Source organism: Desulfitobacterium hafniense DCB-2 (assembly GCF_000021925.1).
GTDB lineage: Bacteria > Bacillota > Desulfitobacteriia > Desulfitobacteriales > Desulfitobacteriaceae > Desulfitobacterium > Desulfitobacterium hafniense.
In genome coordinates this window covers 680,353-702,955 of the sequence record NC_011830.1, presented here as the reverse complement: position 1 = coordinate 702,955, position 22,603 = coordinate 680,353, and the positions used below count along the sequence as shown (strand labels likewise).

The window sequence follows — 22,603 nt, the reverse complement described above, 5'->3', positions numbered from 1 at the left end:
TTCTACCTCTCCTGGTGTTTGGCTAAATACCCCAAGAAGTAACTACCTTTACCTCACTGCATTTGCTTCAACAAATCTTCTCAACATTCCGCTAGCACTTCTTGGTGGACCCTGCAAGCAGTTAATATCGCCAAAGACAAAAAAGTGATCCTTAGCCCGGGAAACTGCTACATTCATCAAACTCTTATTAGCGTCTATAAAATAACATCCATCCATGTTGCCATATACTGTGGATAAGATAATAACTCTTCTTTCCGCCCCTTGAAACGTATGCACCGTGCCGATACTGATTGTCGAATGATAATCCGGTAGTACTTTCTTCAATTCCGCACGAATCGTTTGAACCTGAGCCTTAAAAGGCGTGATAATACCCACCAGATTCTCTCGAATCTCATTGGGATAAGCATTAGCAATAGCAGTATAATTAACTCCTAGCCATGCTGCAATCTGTTTAGCCTCTGTAAGATTTAATCGGCTGCTGTTCCTTCTGAGCGAATACTCGGAGTCAATCTGCATATGCCCCATTTGTGGCCATTGCTTAAGCGGCAGCTTTGGATCGCTTGTTCCTTCTCCTCACATGGGTTGAAGATTTCCTTCGTATACCAGCTCATTCGAATAGTCGATAATTTCGTTATAGCAACGGCGGCGCTCGCTTAAGAACAAGCCCCTCTCTTCGAACTTTTTATATTTGCAGCATTTTGCTGCAACTTTCATGACACTAGAGCAAGAACAATTGTTAATCCCAAACAAATTTATCGGTTGGTAGATTCGTAATAACTATCTCTTTGCCCGGCACCGTCCCTCCCGCATTGTGCGAGATGCCATACTCTTGCAGATGGAACCGCTTATAAAGGTCTCTGACAAGCGGACAGTCATCATAGGTGATTATCCACGGATAATCAGCATCTAAGTATTTGACAATCACCCTTTGAAGATTAAGATGGTCCCCCTCGGTAAAGAAATTCGTGTAAAGCTGGCTACCCTTTATAACATAGGGAGGGTCGATATTCAGGAACATCGGAGCCTTCATTTTCATAAGGCTCATTCTGATTAAGTATCCAGCGTCCTTGTTGTACAGCTTAATTTTGCCCTTAAGTTTGGCGATGGTTTCAATCTTACTGCTAATATCTGCCTTGTTAAAACGACAGTCAACTTTATAAGTACCTGTTTGCGCCAAACCTCCAATGGGTCCTCCCTTAATGACACCTGAGAAATTGACCCGATTCAAAAATAGCGTGGCAAAACCATCTCTCAATGAGTCTGCATCTGCATCTCGGTAGTTTAGCTTTTGCCTTTCGCGCTCTTCGATTGTTATTGGCGTGTCTGAAATCAGCCTAAGCAGGTTTTCGGTATCGTTAAGCAAAGAATACCAAAAGTTATAAATATGAGAATCGTAATCGTTCAGAATAGCCGCTTTCACTACGCCTTCGCATAGCAAACCAATACCTATACCGAAACCGCCGGCAAAAGGCTCAACGTATGTTCTCCCTTCATAGCCGTTAGCAACGATAAGATTTTTAACTTTCTCATAGATTTTTGATTTGCCACCCGGATACCGGAGCGGCGAAAGCGACTTAGCCATATTACCCCTCACTCATCAGATTTCGATATGTCATAAACGCATTAGGAAGCCAATCCGTTAGATCGTATGGATTGAGATACATTTTGCTTTGTTTGTTATCAGGTTTTTTCCTCAGTGCAGGAATAACCTCAAACGCGGATGGCACGCCGCCGTCCTCCGTTATTAGCTTGAGTAAGGGGCGAAGATATTTATCCTGCTCGCTTACTTCATAATCATCGGGCAATTGCCCAAATTGTGCGTAGGCAAGCAGTTGCAATCCCAGATAACGGTCGAACATTTGATGATTTCGTTGATTCCAATAATTATCCAAGCAGTTCTTGCAGGAACGTGAACATTCGCACTCAGTCAGTATAATACGCGCCCGTTCAAGTACCTTGTCTAAAATCGAGCCGATAAGGGATGAATACCCAGCACCACTGGTCAGATTATCATAGAAAAACATTTCTATGTGCGAGTTCCCGTCTCCCTTGATTCTCGGACGCCACCCGCCGCTGATTTCGTTATAGTCGATATCCAAAACGAGTGCGACAGCTTTTTTGAGGGCTTCGTGCAAAGTAGTTACAGCCGCACGAAGGATGCTTTTATCTTCAGCACTATGATTTCCTACCAATCTTGTCGAGTCGTAGGAAATATCAAGCATAAACATATCCGTAAGAAACTCATATCCGAGATAAATGCCGTGGGCAACGGTTCCTTCATGTCGGCAGAGTGGGTGGTTATCATGATAAGGCTGAGAAAACAAATACCTCGCACTTCCCTTTGCGTCAGTAACCTCCGCTCCTCCGCATTTTTTGCAAACATTGAATCCGTTTTTACTCTTCCCCATATTAACGGTGAGTACTTTGCGGTCAGGCAAATTGGCGAAACGGATTTTGCTCTGTCCAAAGCTGTCCATCCTCGTATCCTCAGGGACATAAGAATAGAACGGGGCTTCGGCATAGGTGTATTGCTCGTCTTCATCCTCGAACTTTACTTCATCACCCTTTACAGGGGAAAATCCCCAAGGACGCAGCATTTTGTTTTTCACAATGTCCGAGCCACAGTATGGGCATTGTGATAGGCTTGCATCCTCCTGAAGCCCGAACCAGTTGCATTCGGAACAGATAAAGATGTCCTTGTAGTAGTCCGTGTTCTTGAAATAAAACTCTGCTTGATTTGTTTCAAACCCACGGGGACGAGGATTAGCATAAATTCCTCCGCTCTTAAATATTTTCTTGTCTATGGTCACGAAGCGACCGGGAGCGTATTCGCTAAGAGCCACGGCTATGTCACGTTCGGGTGCATACTGAATATCCCTTGGCGCACTTTTGCCTCGCTCTGATTCCTTTTCAACAAAGAACCTTACAACATTTTTGGGAAAAGAGTAAGACGGGATAAAGCCTTCGCGATAAAAAACATCGAACGCAGGCGTCTCTTTGTCATTGTTTATATATTCATCACGCTTGCCCTCTGCTAAAACAAGCCCGCATATTTCTCGGAAATGTTCTATTGTTTTAGCGGTTGAAAGTCCAGAGTTTTTAGAAAATTTCTCTACATACTCAATAAAGTTTTCGCCATATAATTCACAGAATTCAATAATCCCTATATCAACAATCCCATCAAATTGGGTTCTCATAGCTTCCGTGGACATAAACCCGTTTAGTGTCAGCATATTTACGTGCCGTTGTTTAATTTTTAGATTGTCGCGATCTATCCACGGCTTACGTGGTGCACCGGAAATCATTTCATCAGGGTGTTGGAAGTAGTGGCTGTCGTGCGTACCTCCAGAGGCATAAGTCACAATTGTAGATATCCCTGCATTCTTACGTCCGGCACGTCCTGCTCGTTGTTGATAGTTCTCCCTCATGGGTGGGATGTTGCGAAGCCCGACTGCAGTCAATGAGCCGATATCGATACCGACCTCCATTGTTGTTGTGCAACTGAGAACATCAATTGCATCTTCTCCATGTTCTCCAGCGTTAATGTCTTGGAAGCGCATTTCGTATTTTTCCGTGCGGCTCCATGTGTCGCTACGGATTTCCTTATGTGAAAGTTGCGCCGTATGCTCTTCGGTATCAATCGTGTGAATGTTTTCTATCTTTTTGAGTGCATTTAGAACGGGTATGCGCCAGAAGTCAAAGCGTGACAATTCCTTCTCGTCAATGGGAACTAAATCGGTCGAATCAAAACAAGCACCACAATAGTCACCAATTTTAAACGGAGACAATTTTCCGCACTTCACGCACCGATACCACACAAAATTATCGTCCGCCAGTTCGATTTTAACTGCACTCAATTTAATGTAGTAGCGATTGGTAGACGAAGAGGCAAAGAATAAGTCGCGTACCTTATCCACGATTTTTACCATTGTGGGGGAATCAAGGTCCAACAATTCCTGAATTCGCTGGAGAAGTCCTTTATCCAATGATGTTGAAAAGTCGAAGCTAAGTCCGAATGTTTGGTTCTTGCTTCGTCCGGGCAATCCTTTTCGCACGTCATCTTGGATGGTTTCTCCTAAGGCGGCGCTATCATCCATAACATCCCAAAACATCAGCACAAGCAACTGGTAAAGCTTAGTTTTATCGATACTGATATCATCGTCTTCTAAGTATTCCATACAAAGATCCAGAACTGTAGATAATGGTGCTAAAAAACCTATTCCAATATCCTTGAATGAACGAGGACTTTCAGTAAAGAAAGTTAAAAGTTGTTCATAGTAATTGTCTGGTAAAGCACCGTAATCACCAAGCAAGGAGGAATAGTTAATTGTTCGTCCACGTTTTTCTGCGTTTGCTTTAGATTTGGCAAATTTTCGCTTATCGCCATCGAATTTGTCTTTGCTTGTCCCGCTAAAGAAAGCAAGGCTATTTTGATTGCACACGTCCAGAAACGCAGGGTACAAATCAGCCAAAGAATGTTCTTTACCGTCTATCTCTAACAAAAGCGATGCAAGCATTATGGCTTGACGGAAAGCATCCGCATCTGATGATTTTGAAAGATCTAATGCGAGTTTTGCCGCATTTTGGCGCGAATCGGAGAACAGTAACACCTTTTTGCCTTGGTTGATAAGTCCAGACTTCGGTGGCTGAAGTTCGAATTGGGCCTTAGTCAGGTTGTAAAACGGTATATTGCCCTTGGTTGACAAGTCGACAGGCTTTTTTAACGGCATCGGCTTTTTACATTTTGGGCATACACCAAAGTTAAAAGGCATTCCTTTAGCATCTGTCTTTTTGCCTTTTTCACTTTTATTGTAGTAGACAACATCAAGTAGAGTTTCATCATCCTGTGGGGTCAGATACAGTTTACCTGTAAATGGGTCAAGGGAGCCAATCTTATCATTCTTCCCGCACTGATATTGTTTAGGGACGACGTAAAGCAATAGTTCTTGCAAAGAATTAACATCCCCGTCCAAACCCTTTTGCGGGAAGACGTACCAGTATGGTTGACCCTCATTTTTTTGAACAAATGCTCGAATATATAACGCTCCACATTTTATGTGATTGAAGAGTTCATATATCCTGCCCCCGCACTCGCACTTATCCTTCGGAATAGAGATGACTTTCCCAAGTGGCAATCCTTCACTTTCTGAGTATTTTGCACAAGTGCATTTGGGGTTCGAGCAGGCATAAAGTCCCTGCAAGCCGCGAAGAAACATATGGAGCCTAACGGGGAACAGAATGTTACCGCCTTTCGCGGCCAGTGAAACCAATACCAACAGGGTATCAAGCGCCTTGTCCGAAGCAGCAACATTTCCAAAGACAGCTTCTTTTATTTCGCTATACGATTTCGCACCATCACGGCAGAGTCTATTCAGCTTGACGAAAGCCTCATATTTTGGAAGATTGTCGTATAGCCATTCTTGTGCACTATCTTGACTAATGTCAGACGGCAAGGTCGTATTAAACACAAAAGAAGCAAAGTCAAGAATACGCTTTGTTATTTCATCGCCTTGGACTTGGTCGGAACCTATCGAGGCTAACGCCTCAATATCCGTTCTTATTTCCTGCTCGTCAGGAATCTCCTCTTTTGACCCAAAGAGAAATTCACAAGAAGAAGCCGCTTTGCCAGTCAGTCCACTATAAAAATCGTTAATTGCCGACTGCTCATTTTGTGGCATACTCGCGGTTGTTAGAATAAATTGAACCCTTTCTACGGGAATGCCAAGACGGTAGAACAGCCTTTCCAGTAAGAGAGCAATTTCCCCTCCCGCGGAGCCACGGTACATATGTGCCTCATCAAGAACAATGAGCAATTTATTTTTGTTTGAAACCTCAAGCCATTCTTTTGTTTTATCCCAAATATTAGCCTCGCGTTGCCGCATAAGCATATATTCTAACATTGAGTAGTTGGTAATAAGAATGTCAGGCGGATAATTCTGCATCTCAAAACGCGTAATGAACTCGGCATCATATGGTGACGGTCTGTGGATATTCTTTTCAAGGTTCTCGATAAAGACACGAAGTCCGTTCTCACCAAACCGCGCAGGATATTTGTTGATGCTTTTTAGCCCTTGGATACTGTTCGTTTGCCTTCTTTGCGTGTCAGCATCGGCAGTTTCATCAATTAGGAAGTTGTCTCGGAAAGTCATCGCCAGCTCTTTGCTGCTTGTTTTTTTCGCATCACCTGAGTACGGAGTTCTGCCTGTGTACATACCGAAATGAGGTATCCGTGTTGCGTGTGTGTCACGCGTAAATATATCTTTGAAATCTGAGCTACCGATAATTTTTCTGAAACGCGCTAACTGATCTGAAACGAGTGCGTTCATTGGATAAATGATAAGTGTGCGAACAGCCTCGTTCTTAAAGGTCGCAGGGTGATTCTTTGCTTCTTCAAAACTCTTTGCAATAATCGGCCAAAGAAAGCATTCGGTCTTACCGGAACCGGTGCCCGTGGACACAAACAAATCCCGTCCGGCAAGGAAATATTCGAGAGCTTTAACTTGATGCTCAAATGGGTCAGAGAAAATACCAAGTCCTTTGGCAACCAATTTTAGCAAAGATTCTTTTACCCCTTGCTCAATTTGAGAAGAGTTCCGTATCCCATCTTGTATTTTCTTGTAAGAAGCTGCGGTTTCAATATACGGTTCGCGAGCGATGTTCGTGTACTCAGAACACAAATCGCCGAGTATGTCATCGACATAGCGCAATAGCGTTTCGCTATTTGCCAAGTAGTCGGACTTAATATAGTTCTTCAGTCTATCACGAATAGCCTGATAATACGCCTGAACTCCGTTAGGATTATGCATTTGGTTGCCCTCCCTTGATTTCTATCCCGATGTCTACAAGCGTGTCAGTTACCCCAGCAATCAGTTCGTTTCTTATAATAAAGTTCACTTTGTCAAAGGCACTGTGTTCCGGCCACGACAAAAGCAATAATAGATAGTATTCGCGATTCGGCAAGTGTCCTCCTATACGAATTTTTGAATACAACTCATCGAGTTTCGTAATGGTTGCCCTAAGAGGATTACCGTAATGGGTTTTCAAGGCAAAGTACAATCTTCTGTATTCATACGACGTAAAACTATCTGTTTGCAGTTCAATCGGCTCGTCGGCAAACTGTATCTCGCCAGTTACTTTCATTATCCGATAGAACGGACCCGTTTCGGTTTTCCTCGCCACAGTGCAATCTGTTTCAGGCTTTTTAGTCCACGACATAGACGGTACATTATTTGACTTGGGATTGAAAAACTCTAGTTCGGATAAATCAATGTCCCTTTGATAAAAATCAATTGGGTCAAACCGCGAATCAAAGTACGCCTCGCTCGTCAAAGAATCTCTTATGAGAAAGTCCTTCAAAGCAACCAAATAGTCCGTAGAGTTCGCAAACAGCCCAAGTCCGTTAACTTCGCAAGGTTTACCGGGTAGCCCAAAGAATAAAAATTTATCGCCCACCCGAATAGTTCTGCCATAGCTTGCGATTCGGTTGTGGTTATCGCTATCGGTCAATAGATATCCCGTTTCCTCGTAAGTTCTTCGAACACTAACTGAAAAATTTGTTTGCTGACTGCTGGTGTCAATGAACTTTTCGGATATTTGCGGAAACAATTCGGTGTATCGTGACAACAGGTCATTAAGGACGATAGTTTGGTTGTGTTTTGTCGTGCCAACGGCACCTCCTGTCGAATTCATTGCCGTGCTTAGACACCATTGCCCCAACGCAGAATAGCAGAGGCGATAAATGAACGATTTGTCGGACTCATTGAGATAACGAGGAATATTCATATCGTTCGACATAGTTGTCAGTAGGCCATTCATCATGCGAACCACCTCCTGAACAAATCCTTATAAAAACATCTGCCGCTATCACCCGCATATTTAACCAACCGCTCGGAGACATTAAATGGAGCAATCTTGAGAACATCCGTACAATATGGCAAGACATCAAACGCCAACAGACGGCAAAGGCTCAACTCGTCAGAAACGAGAGAGCTCTTATATACGGACAAGGCACCTCGCACTCCAAACTCCTCAAACATTTCTTTTAAGGCGACAGACCATCGAGCATCCGGCGCAATTGAGATAACTACTGTTTCTACTTCATCCACAACAGACGGGGCTTCTGTCAATTCTATGTCACCTGCAAAAGCCTCAATGCGATTAAGGTTTAGATAATGGCAGTACCTCATTAACTCGTCTGGTACGAAGCAAAGCGTGTGGTCATAAGCAACGGTCAAGAAAATAATCTTGTCTTTGTGTCTATCACAGATTGTTATTAGCACCGTTTCATTGTAATTCCCAATAAAGTTGTCTAAGCAGATTATACGCTTGTCCTGTGACAAAAAGTTGTCTATTGATTTTTCTGTGATATCATCGGAGAACGCTAAAGTAGAAACCGCAGGCGTCTTTACAAGCGTGTTTGAAACGCATTTTATCAAGGATAATCCCGTGCTTCTGCTGATAATAATCGGCTTTCCTTGAAACAATACCTCGCTCAGGTAGTCTTTGAGTAGCGGATAATAATCCGAATTTGTTGGCACACCGATGTTTTCAAAATTGTATCCCAAGTAATCCCTAAACTCATCGAGGTCTTTAGGACATTTAGGTTTTTGAGCGGCATCTTGCCGATATTTCTCCGTTTTCTGTTGTTTGGCGAGTTCTTCTCTGATTTTTTTTTCAAGTTGATGTTGTTCCTCTCTCGCACCAGACAACTCAATCTTTAGTTGTTGTATGTAGTCATCCCGCTCTTGCGCTTTTTGCTTCAGATCTCCAATTGTTTGTTCGTGCGAAGAGATAAGCCCTTTGCTTTTTTCAAGGTCTGTGTTGGTTCGTTTAAGTGTCTTGATTTCGTCTAAGCGCTCGCTCAGCTTTCGGCTCATTTTGCCTTGCTCGGTTTGAACACGCTCAAGTTCCGCTTCTAAACGACTGACTTCGGATGTTTTTATGTCCAGTCTGGATTTAGCGTGTTCACGTTCCGTTATAGCCTCTTTAATAATTTTGACGCTTGCACTAAGCATCGAAAGAAATTCCTCTGCATACTCTGCGCCTATCAGCTTAAAGTATAAGTTAATGTTGTCCATAAAGAAGTAGTGTGGCAAGGTTTGAAGCAATGCAGATTCCTTGCTTGCACCTTCTTCGGTTTTTTCATTGATAGCCGCACTAATCTCATCGAGGCACTGGCTGATGTGCTTCTCAATAAATGATGAGATAAAGTACTGGTTGCGGCTTCGAAACAAAATGCCGCTAACCTGCTCTTGTTTTTTTAGGCTTGTGGCTCGAAATCCCGGCATAATTTTCGCAAAATCTTTCGGATAATGCTTGAAATATCTCACAGAATCTTGGAGTGGGATAGCAGAACAAACATAACGAATTTCGTCCTCGGTCATCGTGAGAAGGTAGTTCATATCCGTCCCTCCTCAATGAAGTGTTTTGCCGCGGAGTTAATCAAACCCGACTTCTCGCAGTCTTCGATGTATTGAAAAGCAATCTGGCTAAGGTCAAGCGACTTGAAATCGGCCCAGTTGAATGTTTCCATTCTTTTATAATGTATAAGAGCATCTTGGAGTAGAGACTCGCCGACCAACATTGCTTGTTCTGATGGAGCAACTATTCCATCCAGATACCCGTTTGTATAGTGTCTAACTTCGCTATCGGGAGTCATCTGGACGGTTACACCCTTGCTCAACAGCAAAACCCCGGAACGATTGAACAAAAAGGATACATCGTCTGGAACTCGGTAGTTTTTTTCAACTGTTCGAGCCACAAGGATATTAATGTGTGTATCTGTTTCTCGCTCGCAGGTTTCAAGCATCAGTTCCGCGTTTTTCTTATATACTTTGATTCTTGGCTTAACGGCAATCTTTGTAAGCCCATCGACAATCTTCGTAATGTCTTCAGAATGGACATTGATATTGCCGTGTGCCTGCAGCTCAAATGTTGAATACAGATACGCTGTATCTGCATTTATTATTGATATATCTTCTGAAAGGATTGCTGGCGGCCAAAGTAAGGTCAGTTTTTCTGAGGATTCCAACTGATAACCCCAAGAGAATAATAATGAGTCAATTTGTGCTGTTTTTGCAGTTATGGTCAAAATCTTCCCCAAGAACTTCCTCCCCATTGTTTCAAACTTGAAAGTACTTTCGACCCTTATTTCCCTTGGCAGACGAATATCTATTGGTGACCAATGATGGCTCTGACTTTGGAAAGCTATGAAGTACGGGATATTCGTATAAAGAACGGCACTGCGAACTAACTTTGCTCTGTAGTCACTATCACCTACTTGCATCTTAAAGAAAGTCGCGGCGTTGTTTGCGACGTTATTAAACACCTCGTATTTTCTCTTGACACCATTTAGCGTGTTTGACAAGAAATAGCTGTAAGAGAATTTTTCAAGGGGAATCAGCCTCTGCATATCAGAGGTAAAGTTTCTACCGTTAATTTGCAATGAGTAGAACGGTTGTGCCTGAGACGCAACTCTTAATTCGAAAATAGTAGAAAGTTGTTCATAGGCAGATATCTCATCTTCGCTAAACCTCAAGCCAAGATAAAACATTTTGGTATTGCTATCAAAATAGAATTCTGCTCTTTCATTTTTGCTTTTTCTGGAGCGAGCATCCGTGATAGCACTGAATTGCCCTAAATAATATTCACATTCAATATCACTATTCCCACTACGATGCCGGAAATGCGGAACCATACTGGTACTACCCACTGCAGCCAGACGAACTTCTTCTCCGCAATGCGCGCACTCATAACGATACGGCTCAAAGCTGCCGGCCTTTGCAGCCAAATCCGCAGACACTTCAGATAGCAAAAATGTATCGTATGCCTTTCGCATTTTGCACGCTCCTTTCAAAAGAATGCTTTTTTAAAAAATTTCAACTATGTTTATTCATTCTTTTCATCTTCCGCATCAGCCGCCGTTCCAGACCTTAGCCACTCATCCACCTCGGAAATCTTAAACTGTCATTGCCGTCCGAGCTTGTGCGCTGGAATACCCTTCTTATTGATATACTGCAGGACGGTTTCACGGCTCATGCTAAGATACTTCTCAATCGCAGCCATTGGCTTCCCATTCTTCGAGATTGTCAATATTATCTTTTTTCATTTTCTTGTCTCCGTCTTATTATGATTGCACGCCTTTCAGCAACCTTTTCGATAAGATGAAGACATTAAAAACTTCCAGAATGCAGCAAAACTCTTTCCTTGCTCTGATTGGGCAATGCCGTCTTGTTTTGCAAAGATTGATTCCAATAATTCCCCTTTTCCTCGCTCCCAGGTGGCAATCCGTTCCCGCATCCCCCGGTCCAATTCCCGAAAATTCTATTCTACTGCCCGGAAGTCGACCAGAATCTCTCGCGCAGTCGTCATCGCCTGCCAAAAACGCTCCTTGATTTGCGTTTCATCCAACCGCTCTACCTGTCCCTTCTGCACTCGGATAATTTCCTGCTCAATCTCAACTTTGCGTCGTTCAAGCTCTGCCAAGCGTAAATTTGGATCGGTTTCAGAGCGCTCCACAGTCTGGTGCAGGAGTTCAAATACCGTGATCAGGCGTGATTCTGTACCGATAAAAACTTGTTGTCTTAAACTCAGTAACCACTCAATGGCTTTCTGGGCTAGGGAAGTTACATCAAAATAAGGCTCATCCTGTCCCGGAGGATAGAATTTCCGCAGCCAACAATGTTCATCATTGGCCCAGTCATCCAGGTATTTCCGTCCTGAGCGTGGAAAGAGGAAGTCATCACGCCCCTGATTGAGCAGCTCAATAAAGCCCTCCAGGTGGCTGATCAACTCTTGTTCAGCGATCTGCCGCCTGTTTTCCGCAATAAATTCTCTATAGAGAAAAGATGCCACAAAAGGAGCCTGAGATGATGTTAACAAACGCCAAGCCGGATTTTTCTTACGCAGTAATCTCCAAAAACTTGAAAGACATATGTTCCGAAAACTCAGTTTTTTGCAGTGCCATCGAACGACTTTCCTCCGTTTGATTTCCTTCTCTGTTAAAATATAGATTTCGACAACTTACATCTATTTCCTTTAAGAAAATCAACAATTTTAGACTATGAAGAGCATGGTTAATAGTCAAACGAGACATAAAGTCTTGTAGCAAACCACGATAAAGTAGTATAATATGGACGAAAATAAGTTTCTACCTGCAGTCAAAAGGGAGGAAATTTTTATGTCTTCTTCAATTGCATCAACACCAATCTTAAAAGGACAAGATTTAGTTAGATTGGTAAACGATATTAATAAACCTGACAAAAACAAAGACCGCAGACAAAAAGCATTAAAAGCATTGATGAGTATTTCAAAATAATATTTTATAGAGAAAAAAGAGCGTTTAACTCAATAAGCCAATCCGATCTCTCAGCTAATGAGATCGGATTGGCTTATTAGCTTAATATGAGTAATGAGGCGGCTTATAATGCGTAGATTAATCTCTGCACAGCAGGAACAAGAGAACCTATTCCCCCTCACCGACCTCCATAATCTTATCACTCACCTTCTCATCATCCACAGCACCCACCAGCTTCCCCTGAAACTCCCCGTCTTTGAAGAAAAGAATCTGAGGAACCCCTTTAAGGGAAAATCTTTGGTATAAAGCCTGCTCTTCTTCCACATCCACATAATAAAACCCGAATTTGCCCTCGTAGTCAGGCTGCATTTCTTCCAGAATCGGCACTACCCCTTTGCAGACATGACAGGTTTTTCTCGAAAAGATCACCAGGCAGGGGCTCCCTTGATCATAAATAATCTCTTCAAAGCTCTTGGCATTTAATCGTTGTAAGGACATATCTCTCCAACCTCCTCTTGGTCTTTATGGCGGTTTGCATCGCCATTGAATTGGGATACCAAAAATTGCTGCCGGATTCACCTCCCGCTTGTCGAAGCGGGAGATGAATCCGGCAATGGGTTAAATTTCTTCCGTAAGAATTTGATGAACAGGTGAGCCCTCGGACTGAGCCGGTAAACGAACGCCGCTCAGGAAAGCCATGGTCGGCGCGATATCCACCTGACGAATGACCCGTTCCGTTTTAAAGCCTTCTTTGATTCCCGGTCCGGCTGCCACAAAAATCGGGGAAAGGGATGTGTCGGCATAGCCGTTTTGGGTGGATAAAGAGTCGGCGTGGATCACATTGAAGGTCTCTTCTTTGAAGTAGACGATATCCCCGCACTCCGGCCCGCTCAGGCCGAGAATCACAGCATCCTTATTGCGCATGGCCAGGGCCACCACCCGTTTGCCGGTTTTGTGATCCCGGTATTGATACAAGTCGGAGATGATCTGGGTTTCCAAATCGTATTGGTCTTTAGGGTCAACGATTCCGTGCTCATCCCGGCCGATTAAGTTGAGATAAATATGATTGCCGCGGCTGGCTACTGCTTTGGTATGGGCCCAATCAAATTCATGAGTCCGGTTGCCGTTTTCATCCAGAAGCATTTTGCTATAACCCAGTTCTTCCATGACCGGTGTGGTGATGCCGCCGGCTTCACCCAATTCCACGCCGTGATTTTCCTGACAGCTTAAGCCGTGATCCGCGGTGACGATGATAGTCCAGCCTTCATCCAGATAGGGCAGGAATCTTCCTATATAATTATCGGTCTGAATATACATTCTCTCGATAAATACCTTGTAAGCTTCTTCGTTGTTTTTCCACATCTCCTGATGCTTGGCAAAATGCCAGAACAGATGACCGCCATTATCCACGTTATGGAGATGGGAAAAGATGATATCATACTGATTGTTTTTCATAAAATAGGTCAGACAATCGGCCTGCCACTGGGAATAGTGGTCCCAGGTAGGGATAAATACTTTGTCGACCAGGATTTCGTTAGCGCCGTTCACTACCGGTCTGTTAGGAACATACCCGATATTATCGATCACTTCCTTGTACAAACTCTTGGGGTGGAATAAATCATCCCGGCTCACATCCATGGCCATACCGATCAGCATGGTGACCTGAGAACCGTCGGGGCTGATGGTTAAGGCGTGGTAGTTTCTGTTGCCTAAAACAGGTTCTCCGTCGTCATTGGTGATGGTATCCACCACGTCATAAGCTGATTGTTCGGCTTTAAGAGTGACCAGAGGCTGGGCATCCTTCTTGGATTTATAAACCTGGATTGTATCGTAAACGCCTTGTTCGTTTTGTAAAAGCAGGACCGGACGGCGTTCCAGGCCTTTGCCCAGGATAATGGTAAACTCCTTGGCGCCGGCAGGGGCCTTAGCCCAGCCTGCAGCTTCCTTGATCGGTGATTTGACTGAATCGGCAATCATTTTGGCCAGGACATTGACCTCGTTTTCCTCTTCACAAGTAATGATATTTTTAATAACTTTGGCACCGCTTGATATGGCTGCTCTTAAATAACTGACTTCCCCGTCATCTTCCATTAGTTCTTCCACATTCTCAATGATGCAACCGGCGCCGGGGGTAATCGTGGAGGTATTGGGCAGGAATTGCAGCTCTGTAAATTTATCTGAAGCAACAACTATCTTCGAAATATCAATACCGGCAATGCCTGTATTGATGGTCTGGGGCTGAGTACCGTCAACAACGTGAAGATTAGGGCTGTCCGAAGTGGCAGGCCATGAGCTGCCCGGCCAATGCCAGACCAAGGTTTTCTTGTTGGCCTCTTCAGCATAAACATTCCACAGGGGTTCCGCTTTACAGCGTCTGGAGTCCAGATTATAGACCAGGCTATCCAACTGTCCATGATTGTGCCCAAAGAAACAGGTAATGCCGTGGGTTCCCGGATAGGCTCCGGTAGACAAGGTTGTCCAGAGAGTCGGTGTAACTGTCGGCACGGCCCCTAATAAGACCAGATCGTCCCGGCAGGAGCCTCTGTCGATGAACTTTTGCAGATTGGGCATTTTGCCTTGGTCCAGGAACTTTTTGGCCAGCCTTGGCTCAAAACCGTCCACTCCGATCACGGCGATTTTTTCTGTTAGAGCTTTCCTCTTCATTTTTCATAACATCCTTTCGTCATCTATACTATGCAAATCTTTCAGCTTATCCTGAGTTCATTGGCCAATGCCCCCGGAAATCATCTCTAAAAAAATTATACTATAGTTAATCTGGGGTGATAATTAACGATTAAGGAGGATTGATAAGCTATGGCTATCAATTAAACGAGGGGCTTTTATTGGGCCATAATAGGCATAATAGGCATAATAGGCATAATGGGCATAACAGACCAATGCACATCAATGAATATGACGGGCATTGGTGGATAGGATGACATTATGGATATCGTTATCAGATTTTGAACTTCTCCACCATAGCATTCAAGTCCATCGCATGTTCAGCCTGGCTCTGAGCGGCCTTGGCCACCTGCTCCATAACCCCGGCCATCTGGCTCATATTGTGGGCGATTTCCTGGGAACTGCCGGTGCTTTCCTGGACTGAAGCGGAAACGGTTTGGATGGCGTTGCTCATTTGCTCGATGGCGGCCAGCATTTGCTCTGATGTGGCGGCGAAGTCTTCCACCAGGGTTCCTATCCGCCGGGCATCCTGGGCATGCTGTTCTTCTGCTTCTACAAGGCTCTCGTAATCGGGTATGACTTTTTCCTCCATAAAGGTTAATACGTCGGAGGAGTTGCGGGAGAGCTGGCCAAAGGCTTCGGTGACTTTGCTGATCACGGCATGGATTCCCGCTACGGTCTGGGCCGATTGTTCGGCCAGCTTCCGCACTTCTTCGGCGACTACGGCAAAGCCCCTTCCCTGCTCTCCGGCCCGGGCTGCTTCGATAGCGGCGTTCAAGGCCAGGAGATTGGTCTGCCCGGCGATGCCGTCGATGGTTTCGGCCATGATCCTGATTTCTTGAACCACTTCACCGTTTTGGATGGCGGCGATGATTTCTGCTTGTTTGTGCTGGTACATGCTCAGGGTTGCACCCCGTGATGCTTCAGCATTGGTACGCATCAGCTGGGCTTTCTGCTCGATGTCCTGGACGATTCTGCTGCCCTCAGCGGCTTTCCCGGCCAGCCTGCCGGCCCCGTTGCTGATCTCCGTTCCGGAAGCCAGCATTTCTTGGGCAGAGGCTGCCGTCTCTTCCATCCCTGCCGCAATCTGTTCCGCTCCGGCATTGATGTTTTGTCCCTGGGCATTCAGTTCCTCAGCCGACACCGATAGTTCCCCTCCCACTGTCTTAAGATCTTCGGCAGCCGCCATCACCTGTTCCAGAAGGCGGCTCATATTGCTGTCGATCTCATCATAGGCCTGGGCTAATTGACCGATTTCGTCCTTCCTGCCCAGGAAAGCTCTTTGCTGATCCGTGGAAAAATCCCCTTGGGCAAATAATTCAGCCTGTTCAACGGCGGCCAGAATCGGGCGGCTGATCATTCTCCCCAGGAGCAGACTGAATAACAAAGCCAAACCAAAACCGCAGGCGGTCAGGATCATAATGACCATGCCGGCTTTGGCAAAGTCCTGTTCCGAGGCGCGCTGAAGCTCCTCGTTATAGGCCAGGGAACACTCAATCATCTGATCGATGATTCCTTCCACCTTAGCCTGCTGCAGACCGGCCTGCTGGTTGAAGTCACCGGCTAAGGCATAGCTTTTTAATGCAACGGCGGTCAGCGCCTTTTCCCGCAAGTCGCGGTAAACGGCCTCCTCACGTTTGAATTCCCCTAACAGTTCTTTTTCTTCGTCGGTCAAGTTGAGCATTTGGTACTGCTGGAGCAGCAGGTCGCCGTCTTCGATAGCCTGGGCAATCACCCGGCGGGAATCGCCGACCACTGCAGAGTCTTCTGCAACCTGGCTTTTCCAGACCACGCCGGTCAACTCCGCGGCTCCTTTAGCAAAGCTCTTATTCAAGTCTTCTAAAATGAGAATGGGCTGGATGCCGTCCTGGGTGATTATTTTAATATTAGCGTTGACTTTGCCCAGGTTAAGCAGCCCGGTGATGCCAACAGTCAGGATTAATAGGGCCATTAGTAAAAAGCAGATCAAGAGTTTTCTACTTGTTTTTAAATTAATAAACCATCCCATCTCTTACTAATCCCACTTTCTTTTCCAAAATTACAGTCGCAGCAAGCCATCTTTGCGGTTTAATTCCCCATAATGCCGAGCTTTGGGGGCAACGATCAAAAGGAATGAGAATGGATTTTTGCCTAAAATCCATTCTCATTAACACTTTCAGTCTATATTTTCCAGTCCATATTCCAGCCCAATATCTTCCATTCCATACTCAGCTCCCTAATCAGCAAAGCAAAAAGCTACTGACGAACACCTATGGAATCAAACAATTGGGTATAGCGTTCAACCTGCTCCTTGATGGAAGCATTATAATCGGCAGTATTCAAATAGCTGATATTGGCATGAAGTTCATTCATCTTGTTAATGAAATCCTGATCTTTGACCATTTCGGCGATGGTTTCATCCCATTTTTTGACGATATAATCCGGGGTGCCTTTCGGGGCGCTGATGCCGCCGTACCAGGTCACGTCAATATCGATGCCAAGTTCCTGGCAAGTAGGCACATCCGGGAATAAGGGGCTCCGCTCTTTGGCTGCGATGGCCAGCACTTTTAATTTGCCGCCGGCAGCAAGAGGATAGGTTTCCTGGACGGACTGATCACCCAAGATAGCGTGGCCGCCGGCGATCATGGTAATTCCCTCACTGCCGCTGGTGACCAGAATGGGTTGGGTTTGTTTGTAATCCACGCCGATGGCTTTACAGAGTTCAGCGGCGGTAAGGGCATTCATACTGGTGGCGCTTAAACTGGTATGGGTTAATTTTTCCGGGCTCTTTTTAGTCCATTCCACAAGCTCCTTCATATCCTTAAATTGCGAATCGGCGGCCACGGAAAAGCACATGGGGTTTTCCACAAACTTGGATACGAAAATTCTGTCCTCCAGCTTGATGGGCGGGTTTTTCATGCCGGCCACCATCAATACAGAAGCGGCAATATTGTCGGCCACCACCGTATATCCGTCCGGTTTGCCCTGCATTAAACCATACTGCAGTCCGGTAACGTTGCCCGCACCGGGTTTGTTAACCACTAAAATGGGCTGATTCCACTTTTTGCTGACATAATCGGCTACAGCCCGGGCTGTCAGATCCGTGAGACCCCCGGGACCGGCCGGAACCACCAGTTCGATCTGCCGGGTCGGATACGGCGGATCTTCCTTAGCCGTTTCGGATGGCCCCTGGGCAGATGATGAACATCCGGCCAGAGCAAGTGTCAAAATCAAGATACCGATGAGCCAAGTCATCTTTTTGTTCATTTTTTTCATTGATAAATCCCCCATTACTATTTATTTCACTTCAAAACCAGAGTTGTCTATTCGGCTTTGAGTCCGCCGCCTGAGTTTAAGGGAAACAACCAAAAAGATACCGGTGGCAACAAGGAGGGTCAGGGAGATGGGGCGTTGAAAGAAAATGAAGGGATTTTCAAACGCCATGCCAAAGGACTGTAAAAGGGACCTTTCCAACATGGGACCAAGGATAAAACAGATGATGAAAGGAACCACGGGCCAATTGAATTTGTTCATAAAGTAGCCTACAACCCCGAAGATCAGAGCGACCAGAACATCGAACATATCATTGCGGACAGTATAGGCTCCCACGATGGATATCAGTAAAATAATCGGAGCCAGGATGCCATAGGGTATTTGGGTCAGCCTGGCCCAAAGCCCCACCAGAGGAAGATTGAGAACCAGACACATCACATTACCGATAAACATACTGGCGATGACCGCCCAGACAAAGTCTCCGTTCTGCTCGAAGAGCAGGGGTCCGGGGGTAAGACCGTAAATCATCAGTCCCCCCAAAAGAACCGCCAGGGGCGGGGAGGCTGGAATGCCAAGGGCGAACAGAGGAATGAAACCGGCTGAGCTTGTGGCGTTATTGGCAGACTCAGGGGCGGCGACACCTTCGATGGCCCCCTTGCCGAACCGTTCCGGTGTTTTTGAACATTTTTTCTCTAAGTCATAGGCCAGAAAGGTGGTTACCGCCGGGGAACACCCGGGCAATAATCCCATAAAGAAGCCCAGGGCACCGCCGCGGAAGATGGATTTGATACTTTGCTTCAAATCCTTAAGACCTGGAAAAACCGAGCCGATATTGCCCATGGAGATGGCGATTTTCTTCTCCTCGATCCCGTTTAAGACTTCACTGATGGCAAACAGGCCGATGACGACGCTGATCACATCCAGGCCGCCCCATAAGGGGGTATAGCCAAAGGTCAGCCGCGGCATATTGGTCATGGTTCCCAAGCCGATCAAGGAGAGCAGGTAGCCGAAAAAGCCCATGGCCAAGGCTTTGCCTATGGATGCTCCCCCTAAGCTTACGACGATGGTCAGCGCCAGCAGCATCAGGGCAAAATACTCCGGCGGACCGAACTTAAGGGCCTGCTCGGCAAAAAGGGGCGCAAAAAAGGTCAGGGCTATAATTCCCATGATCCCGGCGATAAAGGAACCAATGGCCGCGATCCCCAGGGCCGGTCCTCCCCTTCCCTGCTGAGCCATGGGATAACCGTCGAGACAGGTGGGCACGGACGCCACTTCCCCGGGAATGTTTAAGAGGATCGCCGTGGAGGAGCCGCCATACATGGCTCCATAGTAGATTCCTGCCAGCATAATGATCGCCTGGGTGGGCGGCAGGACGGCGGTAAGGGGCAGCAGAATGGCAATGGCCGAGGTTGGCCCTAAACCGGGCAGGACGCCGACCATGGTGCCGACAAAAGCGCCCAGGGCAGCCATCAGTATATTAGAGGGTTCCAAAGCCAAGGCAAATCCGGAGAACAACATCTGTAATGCTTCCATCTAAATACCCCCGTTAAAAAATAGTGATGAGCGGCTGTGGAAATGGGGTCTTCAGCCACATTACAAAGATTCCGTAAAAGACAATACTAAGCAGCGCCGAAAATACTGTACATCGCAGCCACCCATAATCACCGATGGTCCGGAATAAGCCCAGGCCGATAATAAAGGTACTGGCCGGGTAGCCGATGACCTGCAATAACCCCCAATAAGCAAACACTAAACCCATCACGAACAGCATCTTTTTGCGCAGCTGTCCGGTGGGGAACTCCGCCTGTTCATCTCCCTGGGGCTTAAGCACAAAGAGGAACAGCCCGCCGAGAATAAGCAGCGCCACGCCCAGAAAGCCGATAAATGTTTCGTCACCGACGATGGAGCGGCCAATATGCATAGGATACAGCCGGATCGCCTCATAAATGGCCATCCCGCCGATCACAAGAAAAAACCCACCGGCGATCCGGTCTGCCAGCAAATTCTTCATGGCTTTACACCCCCCCGGCAAGGTGTGGGGGGACATTGTGCTGCAGTTTTGCTGTTATGTTGTATGTTCATAAACTACCTCCCCTACATTTTGAAATGAGTCTGTCCATTGGAACTGAAGCTGCAGTTATATCACCTTCCCGCGGTTGGATTGCTGAAACGGTTCATTCGCTTAAGGGATTACATTCACAAGATTCCATTTGATTATTCCCAATTATCTATACATGAATTATACTATAGTTAGTCCCCAGTGATAATTAGCGATTCAGAATGATTGATAAGCTTTAGCTATCAATCAAATGGAGGTGATCAGATGGAAATGCGGCAGCTTCGCTATTTCGATTCAGTCGTTAAATATGGAACCATGCGCGAGGCGGCAGCCAGGCTTTTTATAAGTGAACCCTCCATAAGCCAGCAAATCAATGAGCTGCAAAAAGAAATCGGGGTACCCTTGTTTGAGAAGCAGGGGCGGAAAATCGCTTTAACTGCGGAAGGCAAGCAGCTTTTGCCTTTAGTGCAGGCCATCCTGGAAGCGGTGACAGAGCTGGAAACCGGTATTTCGGAAATACTGAATCCCAACTCGGGACTGATCAGACTGGGTGTCATTCCCATTACAAGACTTGATCTCGTTCCTAAAAAGCTCACGGAATTTGTAAAAATCTATCCCGATATTTGTGTTGAACTGATTGAAAGCGGAACTTCGGAAATTATTGAGCGGCTGCTTAACGATACCATGGATGTTGCTTTAATCGCCGCCAACAGCCGGATCAAATCCCTGATGGAAATGTCGGGGATTAAGCATAAAGTCGTCTCCAATGCCAATTCAGTGGCGGTGGTCTCCTGTTCACACCCTTTGGCAAAGTATGATAAGATTTCCTTCAGCCGGCTCTTGAATGAGCGCATCATTTTGCGCCGGCAGGGGATTTACCGGGAAGAGATCGATAACTTTTTAGGGGATTCCGTCAAAAATGACGGCATTTATTCCACAGATACCTATGAAACCGCGATTAAACTGGTGGATTCCAACCTGGGCATTGCCATTGTGCCGGAAACCTTTATCCGTACCTATGGCCTAAATGAAGGCTCCAATATAAAAATACTCTTCCTGGACGACTTCCAGGTTTCCCTGGATATCTGCTTTATTTATAAGAAGCGAAATTATTATCCCTTGTTTCTTACCAATTTCATGCGGATCTTTACGGATAGCAATGATGGATAAGGTTTTGGATACAAACATAGTTTGCCGGAAGCACTTCTTTTGCGAAGCACTTCCGGCAAATCCTTTGTCAGCATGCTTTCCCTGCCATTGTTTTAAAGATAATTATTTAAGATACCCCTTTTCCTTGAGATACTTTTCCGCACCTGGATGCAAAGGGAAGGGCAATCCTTGGGTCAGGTTATTTATGTCGATTTCCTTGGCCAGAGGATGGATTTTCACTAATTCGTCCAGGTTCTCCAGCACAAGTTGGGTAAAATTATAAATGGTCTCTTCATCGGTATTGGCCCGGGCTATGAAATAGGTGGGGGTGGCGGGTACAGTCACATCTTCCGCCTGGCCTTTATAGGTTCCTGCTTTCACCACGGCGGGATAAGCGGAGGGATCGATGGCCTTTTTAATATTTTCAATCGCTTGGTCATTGACCGGCAACAAGCGGATCGGCACATCGGCCTCGATGTTTTCCGCCTGGGGACAGGGAGCTCCTGACCAGAATTGAATGACGTCCACCGTTTTATCCTTGATCTGGTCGGCCATATCCGCATAATTGGAAGAAATAAAGATATAATCCACGTTTTCCTGTTTGCCGTAGGCATCCAGGATCAATTTGGTATACACCTGGGATGCGCCCATAAAGGTGGCCATGCGGGTTTTATTTTTAATATCCTCGAAGGATTTGACAGGGGAGTCTGCCCGGACGGCAAATTGAGCTACAGCGGAGGGTCCGGCGAATAAGGCTCTCATCTCCTTGAAAGCGCCGTCTTTTTCGAAAGTGTACGTGCCATTGTAAAACATGGAGGCCACAAAGACGTTGGCCATGCCGATATCTGCGGTTTCCGCTTTTAATCTGCGGACTGCTTCCGCGTCACCGGCCACCGTTTGATGGACTACTTTAATCGGCAGGCTGGAATCATCACTGATTTTACAGATGCCTGTGGTCAAAAAGTATTTGTCGCCGCCGGATGTGGACATGATCCGCAGTTGGGTGTTGGCCGCCGGTTTTTGCTTGTCCTGGTCATTGCCGCCGCTGCTGCCTGCACTACTGCCGCAGCCTGAAATGAGCATTAACACCATAGCCGTCAGCACCAAAACAGACACTACCTTATTCATTTTTTTCATGGTAGACCCTCCTACACTATTTTTTACCT

Annotated in this window: 15 protein-coding genes and 1 pseudogene; 2 read left to right on the top strand and 14 right to left on the bottom strand. The window is 45.8% G+C overall.

Annotation, left to right across the window (positions count from 1 at the left end; translation table 11 throughout):
* Positions 1 to 48: 48 nt before the first annotated feature.
* The 7 genes and pseudogenes from DHAF_RS03220 to DHAF_RS03190 form a co-directional block, all read right to left on the bottom strand.
* Positions 49 to 525: a DEAD/DEAH box helicase gene (locus tag DHAF_RS03220; RefSeq protein ID WP_242659926.1), complete on the bottom strand. Its 477-nt coding sequence runs from the start codon at positions 523 to 525 to the stop codon at positions 49 to 51.
* 211 nt (positions 526 to 736) lie between these two features.
* Positions 737 to 1,582, bottom strand: a complete 846-nt coding sequence (locus DHAF_RS03215; RefSeq protein WP_015942900.1) for a DNA adenine methylase — start codon at positions 1,580 to 1,582, stop codon at positions 737 to 739.
* Position 1,583: 1 nt separating this feature from the next.
* A complete protein-coding gene (locus tag DHAF_RS03210; protein WP_015942899.1) occupies positions 1,584 to 6,806 on the bottom strand; it encodes a DEAD/DEAH box helicase in 5,223 nt (1,740 codons plus the stop codon).
* Positions 6,799 to 7,818, bottom strand: a complete 1,020-nt coding sequence (locus tag DHAF_RS03205; RefSeq protein ID WP_015942898.1) for a hypothetical protein — start codon at positions 7,816 to 7,818, stop codon at positions 6,799 to 6,801. Before DHAF_RS03205 ends, DHAF_RS03210 begins: the two co-directional genes overlap by 8 nt.
* A complete protein-coding gene (locus DHAF_RS03200) occupies positions 7,815 to 9,401 on the bottom strand; it encodes a coiled-coil domain-containing protein (RefSeq protein WP_015942897.1) in 1,587 nt (528 codons plus the stop codon). The genes DHAF_RS03205 and DHAF_RS03200 overlap by 4 nt, the downstream gene beginning before the upstream one ends.
* Positions 9,398 to 10,837 carry a hypothetical protein gene (locus tag DHAF_RS03195; protein ID WP_015942896.1) on the bottom strand — a complete coding sequence of 480 codons (1,440 nt, stop codon included), beginning with the start codon at positions 10,835 to 10,837 and terminating at the stop codon, positions 9,398 to 9,400. Before DHAF_RS03195 ends, DHAF_RS03200 begins: the two co-directional genes overlap by 4 nt.
* Before the next feature lie 305 nt (positions 10,838 to 11,142).
* A pseudogene (locus DHAF_RS03190) lies at positions 11,143 to 11,853 on the bottom strand (DUF3375 family protein).
* A 325-nt stretch (positions 11,854 to 12,178) separates the two neighbouring features.
* Here DHAF_RS03190 and DHAF_RS03185 point away from each other — a divergent pair.
* Positions 12,179 to 12,316: a hypothetical protein gene (locus DHAF_RS03185; protein WP_018214279.1), complete on the top strand. Its 138-nt coding sequence runs from the start codon at positions 12,179 to 12,181 to the stop codon at positions 12,314 to 12,316.
* A 147-nt stretch (positions 12,317 to 12,463) separates the two neighbouring features.
* Here the strand turns inward: DHAF_RS03185 and DHAF_RS03180 are convergent, their stop codons facing one another.
* From DHAF_RS03180 to DHAF_RS03155, 6 genes are all read right to left on the bottom strand, one after another.
* Entirely contained in the window at positions 12,464 to 12,793 is a 330-nt protein-coding gene (locus DHAF_RS03180) for a thioredoxin family protein (protein ID WP_015942894.1), read from the bottom strand.
* Between the two features lie 120 nt (positions 12,794 to 12,913).
* The gene (locus tag DHAF_RS03175; RefSeq protein ID WP_015942893.1) at positions 12,914 to 14,959 is read right to left on the bottom strand and encodes an alkaline phosphatase family protein; all 2,046 of its coding nucleotides are present in this window, start codon (positions 14,957 to 14,959) and stop codon (positions 12,914 to 12,916) included.
* A 292-nt stretch (positions 14,960 to 15,251) separates the two neighbouring features.
* Entirely contained in the window at positions 15,252 to 16,985 is a 1,734-nt protein-coding gene (locus DHAF_RS03170) for a methyl-accepting chemotaxis protein (protein ID WP_015942892.1), read from the bottom strand.
* 227 nt (positions 16,986 to 17,212) lie between these two features.
* Complete coding sequence (locus tag DHAF_RS03165; protein WP_015942891.1) at positions 17,213 to 18,232, bottom strand: tripartite tricarboxylate transporter substrate binding protein; 1,020 nt, start codon at positions 18,230 to 18,232, stop codon at positions 17,213 to 17,215.
* 21 nt (positions 18,233 to 18,253) lie between these two features.
* On the bottom strand, positions 18,254 to 19,762 hold the full coding sequence (locus DHAF_RS03160; RefSeq protein WP_015942890.1) for a tripartite tricarboxylate transporter permease: 1,509 nt from the start codon (positions 19,760 to 19,762) through the stop codon (positions 18,254 to 18,256).
* A 13-nt stretch (positions 19,763 to 19,775) separates the two neighbouring features.
* Positions 19,776 to 20,240 (bottom strand): tripartite tricarboxylate transporter TctB family protein, encoded by a 465-nt coding sequence (locus tag DHAF_RS03155; RefSeq protein WP_015942889.1) that lies wholly within the window; start codon positions 20,238 to 20,240, stop codon positions 19,776 to 19,778.
* Between the two features lie 312 nt (positions 20,241 to 20,552).
* Between DHAF_RS03155 and DHAF_RS03150 the strand changes: the two genes are divergently transcribed.
* Positions 20,553 to 21,458, top strand: a complete 906-nt coding sequence (locus DHAF_RS03150) for a LysR family transcriptional regulator (RefSeq protein ID WP_015942888.1) — start codon at positions 20,553 to 20,555, stop codon at positions 21,456 to 21,458.
* Between the two features lie 102 nt (positions 21,459 to 21,560).
* On the opposite strand, the gene DHAF_RS03145 is transcribed toward DHAF_RS03150, so the two are convergent.
* Complete coding sequence (locus DHAF_RS03145; protein WP_015942887.1) at positions 21,561 to 22,574, bottom strand: TAXI family TRAP transporter solute-binding subunit; 1,014 nt, start codon at positions 22,572 to 22,574, stop codon at positions 21,561 to 21,563.
* Between the last annotated feature and the right edge of the window lie 29 nt (positions 22,575 to 22,603).